Source organism: Allobosea sp. P1_B10, from assembly GCF_056406735.1.
The window spans coordinates 1-9618 of record NZ_JBFTZP010000029.1 but is presented as its reverse complement, the minus strand read 5'-3'; the positions used below and the strand labels follow the sequence as shown (position 1 = coordinate 9618).

11 protein-coding genes and 1 pseudogene are annotated in these 9618 nt (G+C 58.4%); 1 reads left to right on the top strand and 11 read right to left on the bottom strand.

Annotation, left to right across the window (positions count from 1 at the left end; translation table 11 throughout):
- The 6 genes from AC1D2L_RS25485 to AC1D2L_RS25460 all read right to left on the bottom strand — a co-directional run.
- On the bottom strand, positions 1-155 hold a 155-nt coding region (locus AC1D2L_RS25485; RefSeq protein WP_476848510.1), incomplete at its 3' end, for a transposase.
- 476 nt (positions 156-631) lie between these two features.
- Positions 632-2362: a hypothetical protein gene (locus tag AC1D2L_RS25480; RefSeq protein ID WP_476848694.1), complete on the bottom strand. Its 1731-nt coding sequence runs from the start codon at positions 2360-2362 to the stop codon at positions 632-634.
- 427 nt (positions 2363-2789) lie between these two features.
- Positions 2790-3902 carry a glycosyltransferase family 2 protein gene (locus AC1D2L_RS25475; RefSeq protein WP_476848693.1) on the bottom strand — a complete coding sequence of 371 codons (1113 nt, stop codon included), beginning with the start codon at positions 3900-3902 and terminating at the stop codon, positions 2790-2792.
- A 446-nt stretch (positions 3903-4348) separates the two neighbouring features.
- On the bottom strand, positions 4349-4627 hold the full coding sequence (locus AC1D2L_RS25470) for a hypothetical protein (protein ID WP_476848692.1): 279 nt from the start codon (positions 4625-4627) through the stop codon (positions 4349-4351).
- Positions 4624-4800: a hypothetical protein gene (locus tag AC1D2L_RS25465; protein ID WP_476848691.1), complete on the bottom strand. Its 177-nt coding sequence runs from the start codon at positions 4798-4800 to the stop codon at positions 4624-4626. Before AC1D2L_RS25465 ends, AC1D2L_RS25470 begins: the two co-directional genes overlap by 4 nt.
- Positions 4797-5006 (bottom strand): hypothetical protein, encoded by a 210-nt coding sequence (locus AC1D2L_RS25460; RefSeq protein ID WP_476848690.1) that lies wholly within the window; start codon positions 5004-5006, stop codon positions 4797-4799. The genes AC1D2L_RS25465 and AC1D2L_RS25460 overlap by 4 nt, the downstream gene beginning before the upstream one ends.
- 11 nt (positions 5007-5017) lie before the next feature.
- Between AC1D2L_RS25460 and AC1D2L_RS25455 the strand changes: the two genes are divergently transcribed.
- Positions 5018-5560 (top strand): hypothetical protein, encoded by a 543-nt coding sequence (locus AC1D2L_RS25455; protein WP_476848689.1) that lies wholly within the window; start codon positions 5018-5020, stop codon positions 5558-5560.
- A gap of 204 nt (positions 5561-5764) precedes the next feature.
- Here AC1D2L_RS25455 and AC1D2L_RS25450 read toward each other — a convergent pair whose 3' ends face one another.
- The 5 genes and pseudogenes from AC1D2L_RS25450 to AC1D2L_RS25430 all read right to left on the bottom strand — a co-directional run.
- The gene (locus AC1D2L_RS25450; protein WP_476848688.1) at positions 5765-6121 is read right to left on the bottom strand and encodes a hypothetical protein; all 357 of its coding nucleotides are present in this window, start codon (positions 6119-6121) and stop codon (positions 5765-5767) included.
- Between the two features lie 526 nt (positions 6122-6647).
- The gene (locus tag AC1D2L_RS25445; RefSeq protein ID WP_476848687.1) at positions 6648-7442 is read right to left on the bottom strand and encodes an SOS response-associated peptidase family protein; all 795 of its coding nucleotides are present in this window, start codon (positions 7440-7442) and stop codon (positions 6648-6650) included.
- A 75-nt stretch (positions 7443-7517) separates the two neighbouring features.
- The gene (locus tag AC1D2L_RS25440) at positions 7518-7874 is read right to left on the bottom strand and encodes an HdeA/HdeB family chaperone (protein WP_476848686.1); all 357 of its coding nucleotides are present in this window, start codon (positions 7872-7874) and stop codon (positions 7518-7520) included.
- A 232-nt stretch (positions 7875-8106) separates the two neighbouring features.
- Positions 8107-8712, bottom strand: coding sequence for an outer membrane protein (locus AC1D2L_RS25435; RefSeq protein WP_476848685.1), 606 nt, complete (start codon positions 8710-8712; stop codon positions 8107-8109).
- A gap of 467 nt (positions 8713-9179) precedes the next feature.
- Positions 9180-9618, bottom strand: a pseudogene (locus AC1D2L_RS25430) (hypothetical protein); the annotation flags it as partial.

Below are 9618 nucleotides of genomic sequence, written 5' to 3'. Positions count from 1 at the left end.
CCTTCAAGGAGTTGGCTGCGCCATTGCGTGATCTGGTTGGGGTGGACGTCGAACTGCTGAGCCAATTCGGCCAGCGTCTTCTCGCCCTTGATCGCCGCCAAAGCGACCTTCGCTTTGAAAACCGGGCTGTGGTTCCGGCGCACGCGTCTCGTCATATCCGCTCCTGTTCACGACAATCATGCCGCGTTCAGGCCGAAAATCCACCTACCCACGATGTCCAGTTTTCCCGAGCCAGCTCTCACTGCGCGGTACCTCGTAAGGGTAGTACGACGGGCGGTATAGACGTCGTGCCGGTCAGGCGGCCTTTGCAACCGCTGCCATTGTTTGTCAAGGCACTGATCTTCGTGAGCAGATTGTCCGTTTTCGTCTCTTCGGCCTACGTGGCAGCCAGAAGCATCACCGCACGGTGTAGGGCCAAGCAAATTGCACGTCTGGTTCATTGATCGTTCCGTTGGCCGTAAGCGGCCGTGGCCGGATGGCTGGGTATGAAGCTGCCTCGCCGCCCATTTGCCTTTCCGCGACCCCTCAAGTCTGGCGAGCTCGATGACGTTGCTGACCGGCTCTCGGTTCCGGTTTTTTGAAGTCGGGCCTTTTCGACCGCAATGCTGAAGCCTTGCTACGTCGTCAAGGATCAGGTGGCAGCGCGAATTCTGCGCCGCCATGCTTCCCAGCAGGGGGTGAGTAGAATCATGTCGAAGTCCGGTGCGAGCGCTTGGGCGAAGATTTCTGCCTCCTTTGCCTGGGCAGTCGGCAAGCCGCATCGGGTTCTGAAAGCGAGATCGACGCCAGCGAGATACTCGCGAAGTCGGTCGTTCGACATCCGCAGCGATGAGCGGTCATTATGCCAGGTGTTGATGCCACGCAGGGGAGGGGACCCGAGCAGTGGGGCGAACAGCTCGGTCTCACCAGCCGTGAATACATGAACATGTGGGTTGATCAGACCGGCACGAATTGCGGCTTCGGCCGCCTCCCCCACCAACAGCGCTCGGGCCACGAACATGGCGTGCTGATTGCGCTCGCCAGCATCGATCCAGGCCTTGCTCAGTGTCACCGGGGATTCGGAGCGAAGGGTCGCCTGCCAGATTTGCATGTAGTCATCTGCCAGCGCGGACACTGCGCGTGGAACCCCAGTTCTCGGGAGCAACTGGGCCACGGCTGGGACCGCGACAAGGTCGGGCATCTGGCGCCCGATGATGTTCATCCCCCGGAATGTAATGCTGGAGATCCACGGGCCAACCGCGGCGACGCAAAGAGCTGCGAGCGCCGCCGAACGAAACATCGCCGAGCTGCGCGCGCGCGGAAGGCTGCCTACAACGACAGCGGCTATTGCCGCGAGGCCGATGCTGCCGGTATTCTGGCTCTCGACGAGTATTATCATGCAGAGGGCAGCCGCCAGCAACAGCACCGCCCGCCACGAACGGCCAATGGCTGGCAAGCGCTTCATAAGTGGCCGAGAGGAATCTCGGGCTTCTGTCCTGTAACGGGGCATGACGGAAATGATAACGGCGAAAGTGGCTGCGACGACGACAATGTTGCGGGCTGCCGTCGCGGTGGCAGCATAGGCCATGCCTCCCTTGTTCAGACTCAACATCATCTGGATATCGTTCAAATAAGCTTTCGGGATGCCCGTTAGAACCTGCGCAACTATGAAAATCGCGAGCAACAGGGCGAAAGCCCGAAGGACTGTGACGCGTGCCGGTGCGCTCAGAACGGCGAATATCGCCAGCATGACGCCTGCTCCGACGAAGCCCGTGACCTTCGTCGCCGCGAGCAGCGCCAGCACATATCCGATGAGCAGCGCCTGTCCCCAGCCGCGGTGGCGCGGGGAGAATATCCAGACAAGAAGCAGACAGAGAAGCGCCGCCGTGAGCCGGTTGTAGCTGGCATGATAGCTAATCTCAGGTCCGTTGTCGTACTCGACGATCATGGGGATCAATGTCGAGAGCGCGACGAATGCGATTACAAACAGCGCGCGCAGCAGGGTCGGCTGAGCCTTGGCAATTGGAACCAGCGCAGGCAGAACGAGAAGCCAGCCCATCCATTGATAGAGTAGGAAACTCGCTGCATCGTAGCGGAAGAGGTATGGGAAAACTGCCTGGTAGAGGGGCATCGGGCCATGGGGCAACGGAAAGTCGACATGGGGCCTCAAGCCCTGCGCGATACGTCGCGCTCCTTCGAGGACAGCGATGAAATCTTCCGTGTTTCGCCCAACAGGGAGGGCCGGTACCAGCAGGCAAATGGCGAACGCTGCCAAGGTGATACAGAGCACAATCAGGGGAACGAAAGCGACCCGGGCTGCCCATTGGAGCCGCATGCGAAGGCCGACTTCGTCTCGCGCGCCCATATAGGTTAGCTGTGTCATCGGAATGTCCCTCGGTCGTAGCAGCGACGCGGCGCGTCCAAGGCGCGTTGACATGCAAAGCCGGGCTCCGCCGATTGTGCTCAGTTCTTCAAGCGCAGCTACATATCGGGTCCATCGGGGCCTTGCGCTCAGCGGAAGACCCACAGCCTATAGAAAGCGACTTTCCCCTCGATCGCGGCTCGTAGCGCGAGAAGCTTGTCGATTGCGGCACCGATCAAAACCGCCCCGAGCGAGACGCACCGGTCGAGATCATGAAGTCGCCGCCATTGACGCGGCAAAACGTCGTGAACTCAGCGGCGGCCCGGGATGGGAGCATCGCACCCTTGTATTTTCATCCACATTGAGGGCGCAGCTCCCCGTCATGTAAGACATGATTTGCCCGTTGCGACCTTGGGTCCGACCGCAACGATGCGCCGCCCAGCGAGCTTCATGAATGGCAGTGCACGTTCCTGGGAGCCTTCTGCGCATCGGACGCCACATTCGGATGGTAAGTAAGTACGTCCTTCACGACGAAGAGGGGCCGTGCCTTGCTCTCGAGGTAGAGACGCCCGACGTATTCTCCCATAATACCAAGCACGATCATCTGCATGCTCCCCATGACCAGGATGATCGAAAGAAGGCTTGTCCAGCCCTGTGCGGTTGCGCCGAAGAACCAAGAACCGATCGAATAGGCGAGCAGGAGAACACCGGCGAGCCCGCCCAGAAAACCAAGGTACGAGGCGAGACGAAGTGGGACGACTGAGAAGCTGGTCACCGCATCGACTGCGAGTCTGAGCATTTTGCCAAATGTGTAGCCTGTCTCGCCGGTCATGCGAGACGCACGATCATACAATATTGGGCGTTGGTCGAAGCCGATCCAGCTGATCAAGCCCCGGATAAAGCGGAACTGTTCTGGAAATTTATTGAAAACGTCGACTGTTTTACGGTTCATCAATCGAAAGTCGCCGGTAGCACGCGGTATATCGATGTCAGCGAGATAGCTGAGGATGCGATAGAAGCCTTTGGCGGTAGCGAGCTTGAACCAAGTCTCGCCGGCTCTGCTGCGCCGTTGTCCGTAGACAACATCGGCCCCGTCATCCATGGATTGCATCATCTCCGCCAGCAACTCGGGCGGATCCTGCAGATCGGCGTCGATGATAAGCACCCGCTCGCCGCGACTGTACATTAACCCGGCGCTAAGCGCGCGCTGGTGACCAAAATTTCTCGACAGGTTGATGGCAATAAGGGCCGGTTCCGTCTTTCCGAGTTCATGGAGCAAGCTTGCGGTCTGATCTCGTGATCCGTCATTGACCAGTATGATTTCGAACGAAGGTCCAACGGATGCTCGCGCCGCCGCCGATGCCCTTCGATAGAATTCGACGATGCACCCTTCTTCGTTAAAGCAAGGCGCGACAATCGATAGAATCGGAACTTCGCTCGGGTCACATGCCCGCCCCAGCGCCGCCCCAGCCGGATAGTGATTGTCAGCTGTCGATGGCGGCGGCACAATTTGCGATTTGGCCCGCAAGTCCGTAGGTGCGAAATCAGCAGTTTCTGACATGTTGGCCCCCAAATTCTGGCAGCGCTTCACCTTACGGAGCAGAGGCAAATGCGCCATTGCCCATTGGGGCTACAACTAATTTTCACGCGCGACCAATTCAGCGCCAAAGGCAAAGTGTCGACTTCAGCGAAATAATGACAATTAACCGGCAACTAATGGCGTTATCTAGGCCTATATCTTAACAATAACTCGTTCTACTGATGCCTGATCGAATTTCACTAATCGGAGAACCAAGACACCTGTCTAGCTCAGAGGCCATTGGAGAATCCCTGAGCCCTGCGCCCTGAGCGTTCGAGACGTCATCCTAACCGGAACGGCTCCTCAGGGTGCGGGCCCATTTTCAAACGGCCTTTTTGCGAGGCAGGTTTTCACCTGCATGAGTGCAGTTGCTCAGCGAACCCACCGAAACCCTGTCCCTCGATCCCTTCGGCGTCAGCGATACCGCTTCACCGGTGGCCTTCGTCATCGTACTGAGCGCCCTCGTCTTCGCAGACAATTTCAGCGTCGCAGCCTTCCTCCAGATCACAGTCGCTATCGATCCGGTCCAGCGCCTCGACTAGCCCGGCGATGACGCTCTCGATCCGGCGCCGAGCGTGGAAGTTGACCGTAGGGTTTGCCGCCAGATGGCGATTGCTCGCGAGCACCTGGGCAAGCGTCTCACCAACGGCGCAGAGCAAGGCCGGATCGGGCTGGGTTGCGGCGGCGGGGCTGAATGCGTGGCTCATGAGCGGCGCTCCATGGGGATGACACGGCGGCCGATCAGCAATTCCCCATCGCTGTAGATGACGGGCCGGTGGCCGTAGAAGCTGAAGGTTGGAAGCGTCACAGGCTTGGCGCGGTAGGTGACGCGGGCGGGCTTGCCCTTCGATCGGCGGGCCGAGATCCGGGCCGGGCTCATGAGGCATCTCCCTGTTGGATCGTGGCCAGCGCGCAGAGCATCCGCGCCTCTGCCGTGCCGACGACGTTCGCCCATTGGGCAAAGGTGGCGTGAGTGCCTTGCAGCCGCTCTTGGATGCCCTTGGCGGCCTGAAGGTCGGCGCTAGCCGTGGCGATGAGTTCGGCCTTGGTCTTGTGCAGAAGCTCGAACCCCAGCCGACCATGCACGCGAGCGCATGATGACCGAAACCGTGCACGAGATCCGCCCTCGGACGGTCGAGCAGCGGGAGCAGGCAATCGCTCCCATCCTCCCCGTTATGCCCTCCATCATCGACATCACAATCCAGCTTGAGCGCATCCGCCAGACTGCGGAAGCGGGGTTGGCCGTGCTGCGGGTTTTCGATGCCTGCGAGAGGGGCGAAGGCTGGGAGGCGTGCAATATCTATTGCGTTGATGATGCCACCTTCTCAGTTCAGGCCGATGCTTTGACAGGAATCAAAACCCTCAAAGAGTACGTGGAGTGGATGAAGGGCCTTCTAACCTTTGTCGATGGATCATACGAGATCAAAGCATTTGCGACTGACGAGGCTCGAAGAAGTGTAATTGCTTTTGCAGTGTTGCACGGCATTCACACGGGAGAGGGCGGTCCTGTGCCCGCAACAAACAAGAGCGTCGACGCCGAATACGTCTACGTCATGCAATTTGACGGAGACAAGATTCGGCATATGGACAAGATTTGGAACGATGGATGGACGATGAAGAAATTTGGCTGGGTAGGATAGGAGGCCAGCGGTTTTGCCGCTGATTAGGACGTCGGCAGCTCAATTTTAGTCGAACTGGCGGGGGGGCGCCTACAGATCCGATATGGAATTTCCCAGTCTACATCTTGATACCCGCAGCTTCGAACCAGCTAGTGAAACCGTATGGCGAAGACGCCGGAGGGGCTGGGATCGTCGCGGCCTCATGGATCATATTGCGGACCGCTTTTATTTTGCCTTTTCCATTTTATCCAAGTTCGGGAGCTCCTCTGCTACCGCAATGAACTGCTCTACTGCGCGCGCAGCCAGATCCTGTTCTGGATCGGCTTTCCACAGGTCAACTATGATGTAGCCCAAGCGCTCTCTGGCCGCCGCTTGAGCGGTCGCGCCAATTGTTGAGGCGTCGTTGATGCCCAACCAAGCTGCATCGAACGCCGCGCCTAGTTTGGCCAGTTCCTCGGGTTCAGCGACACGGTTCGAAAAGGCATAGCGTCCCCCTGTGTCGAATGACATGGCGACGCTAGCCATTGTTTTGATAGATTCCAAGGTGGATAGCGCGCTGAGGAAGAACTGAGCAATGGTCAATATCGCAGTCAGAACCGTTGCCGAGTTTGAGGCTGCGGTATCGCTGATCAGGAAATGTCATGGCGCACCTGAAGGCAGCCCAGAGCATGCTCGCATGATCATGCTGATAGAGGCTGCGGAGGCTTGGATGCGCCTTCCCGGCAGATTATAGCGCTCCGTCGACCCCCGCTCACAATCCCTCCCTAGGGGCGCAACCATTTCGATGCGGAGGAGTTTACTCGGCGCGTCAACGCGATTGGCGCCGCCGCGAAGCATCTTTAGAGTGAGATCGAGCACCTGTTGAAGGACGTCGCCATGAGCGGCATTCCTGACAATGAAAATACTTCCCCTAATCGAAAGTTTGGAGCGATTAGCTCCGCGAAAAGCGACAAAGCACGCGAAAACCGATGGAATGCAGTGCTGTTTCTACTCCTATTGGTTTGGATCGCGATACTTGCGCTTCTGGGCTACAGCATTGGATGGCTATACTATTTGCTTAGATAGGCCCCGACAATCAGACCTTACAAAACGCTGGAACGCTCGTGACCTAGCGCTTATTGCGGAGAAGGTTTCGTATGACTTTGAACCGCACCAGAAGGGCTGCCGCGCTCGTTGCGCCGGCGGCGCCCGCCCAGCTGCTATTATGCGCTGCCGGGAATATGGCCCTCGGTAGGGCGCGTGGCTGTAAGGGGAAGACTTCTGCCTGATCCCATGGCGCCGTCATCCACGCCTCGCATTCCTCCGGCGTCGTGAGGATAACCGGCATGGCCTTTGGATGGATTGTGCCGACCTCGGCGTTCGGCTCCGTCGTCAGGAAGGCATAGAGGTCGATCGTCTCCATGCCGGTCTTGATTTTGCGGACGCTCTCCCATTGCGGCGCCCATACCCCGGCGAAGAAGGCCGTGGGCCGCTCCTCGCCAAAGGCGAACCAGACATCCTGCTTGGAGCCATGGTCGAGCTCGCTGAAGGACGTGAAAGGCACCAGGCAGCGGCTCTCGATGCCAAGCCAGCGCTTCCAATGCGCGGATGAGGTATTGCGGACGTTCGTCGTCCCGCCGTCAGGCTCGACCTTCAACAACTCGTTGAAGTCGACATCCTTGCCCTTCGCACGCAGTTTGTCCGCGCGCTTGGTTGCGGCCTGGTAGATCGCCTGCTTCGAACTGGGCATGCCCCAGCGGGTCATCGCCAGCCGTGGCGCCCCGCCCTCATTGCGGATGATCGGCGCTTGATAGTCCGGGAATATCCCCGGCTGCGATGGCATGTTGACGCCGGCATCGTCGAACGTCGCGAACAGCTTGCGCATCGCCTCGACGTTCCGGGTGTGTCTGTAGAGATTACACATCCCGGCAGGCTAGCCGACTGCAAGCTGTCCGTCAGCTATCGACTCTCTGCGGATCTCGTGGGAGTCGACGAGCCGTCATTTGGCGAGGACGATGCCACGTTCCTTGCGCATCTTGTCGAACACCGAGCCAATCGCCTTAATGACTGTGACGCGCGGGTTCGCCTTGCAAAAAACGATTATCTCGTGCTCGGCTTCCTTGGCACGCGCGATGTTAATAAAATGCTTTTTGCCGAGTCCATTGTACCAGCCACTATACCATGTCGTAAGGAGGTTGGCGTCTTCTTGAAAAGTGCCCGCAAGTTGGGCGCAAGTCAGCTTCTGTACATTGAGGTAACCATTAGAGTCGGCGTAAGTTTTTAATTCAACTTGAGCTTTTGCGCTAGATATTGAAAATCCGATAAACATTGCCGTGGCTATGATGATCGTTTTCATAGTCTATTCCTTCAATGTGCGGCGGTTAAGGGGGCGCTATACGCGACTACATGAATGATGCGGTGTCTAGTCTGGACAAAGTGGGCGCGTTCTATGCGGGAGAGCCAGCGCGGCGCACGGCTAATGGGAGAGGGCCGGTCCGCCTAATCCGTCTCCTCCAGTGGTCGGGTCGGCTCCGGTCAAAGCAGCCCGGAGCAAAGCGCCGGGCTGCTTTGAGGTCCTTGTGTCGGTCTCAGAACTTGTAGTTCACGCCAACGCGAAGAAGCCCGGCACCGCCACCACCGCCGGTTGTCGCGGTGTAGACCCCCGCCGGAAGGGCTCCGCCTACCGGGTTAATAAAGGTACGTGTCTCGCTTCCCTCGCCGGTATCAACGTAAAGTCCCTCCACCTTGAAGGTCCAGTTGTTGGTGAAGGCATATTCGACACCGCCACCGATGGTCCAGCCGGTATTGCTCGTGGAGTTTCCGGTGATCGGGTTAGTGTTGAGGCCACCATAGGCCAAGCCGCCCGTGATGTAGATCAGGGTTCGGTCGAAGGCGTAGCCCAGGCGGGCGCGAACGGTGCCGAAATAGGCGCCATCGCCACTGCCCCCGCCGCCCCACCAGCTATAGGGGCCCCAGGCGACACCGCCACCCCCGGCATCGACATACTGGATGTCGGTCTCCAGGCCGTACACGATTGCGCCAGATTGCCAGTTATAGCCGATCTGGGCACCGCCGACGAACCGCCCGTCGCTGCTGCCGCCACCCAACGAGGCCGACGAGATAGCCGTCGGGCCCGTGACGATGACGCCTCCTGAATCACCCCATCCCACGCCGGCATTTAGGCCGACGTACAATCCGGTCCAAGTAAACACCGGTGCATACGTGACGACGGGCGGCGCGCGACTCGGAAGATCGGCCGCGAAAGCCGAGGTCGCAAGGCATGTTGCTATAGCAGTGGATACAAGGCGTAGACGCATGAGATCCTCCTCCATGCACTGTCAGCCATTTATTGGTTGCACAGGAATCGTTTAGCAGAAAGCAAACGAACACCAATTGCTGACGAAGGGAACCAAAATCAGGAGAGAAGTGTTATTTTCATCACTTGGGTGGAATCTGAAAATTCGGCACTCAATCGCGTGGGTACTTTAGAATTTGACTGTATGACGTTGGTATGTGCGCGTTTTTAGCCTGCGCGTGGCTCGTGATCAACCTTCGAAGCCTCGCGAGTGCGACCCAAGCCAACTCCTGACGCGCCAAAGGTCCGGAACGTCGAGAATGGAAGATCTGTGACTGCATTCGAGGATGCATCTGGGTCCGCCGTCTATTGTGCTTTCGCGAGTTGGACGGCCTGGCTCACTGACGCGGAAATCTTCGATGCCATGTCGGCCTCGTTGTTGATGCTAAATGCGAGGTCAGAGTCGTAAATATTGGACCATACGATCTGGCCCGTGTCGGCTTGCACCAGGCGGATCGAGATCCTGATCTTGTCCTTCACCTCTCGGATCGCCCCTTGCAGCAAGTACCGTTTTTTCCCGCGGCGAGTGCCTGTCTGAGATGGTGTCACGGCACCATCTGAGCTCACGCTCGGGAAAATTGCCAACCCTTGCTTTGCCGAAAGAGCTGTGATGACCTCGTCAGATAGCTGTGTCGCTACCATCGCGACATCGGCGCTGCGCGTCAAATTCTCGAACGGCTTGACCAGGATGACAGTCCTGGAAATACCAGAAACCGGAATTGGCCGCTCTGAGAGGCTCTGAGAG

What these genes read in the sequence shown, in the direction of transcription:
- AC1D2L_RS25455 (WP_476848689.1), top strand. Translation starts at nt 5,018, where the DNA reads ATGACCGAAACCGTGCACGAGATCCGCCCTCGGACGGTCGAGCAGCGG.
- AC1D2L_RS25465 (WP_476848691.1), bottom strand. Translation starts at nt 4,800, where the DNA reads ATGAGCCCGGCCCGGATCTCGGCCCGCCGATCGAAGGGCAAGCCCGCC.
- AC1D2L_RS25470 (WP_476848692.1), bottom strand. Translation starts at nt 4,627, where the DNA reads ATGAGCCACGCATTCAGCCCCGCCGCCGCAACCCAGCCCGATCCGGCC.
- AC1D2L_RS25440 (WP_476848686.1), bottom strand. Translation starts at nt 7,874, where the DNA reads ATGAAAACGATCATCATAGCCACGGCAATGTTTATCGGATTTTCAATA.
- AC1D2L_RS25480 (WP_476848694.1), bottom strand. Translation starts at nt 2,362, where the DNA reads ATGACACAGCTAACCTATATGGGCGCGCGAGACGAAGTCGGCCTTCGC.
- AC1D2L_RS25475 (WP_476848693.1), bottom strand. Translation starts at nt 3,902, where the DNA reads ATGTCAGAAACTGCTGATTTCGCACCTACGGACTTGCGGGCCAAATCG.
- AC1D2L_RS25445 (WP_476848687.1), bottom strand. Translation starts at nt 7,442, where the DNA reads ATGTGTAATCTCTACAGACACACCCGGAACGTCGAGGCGATGCGCAAG.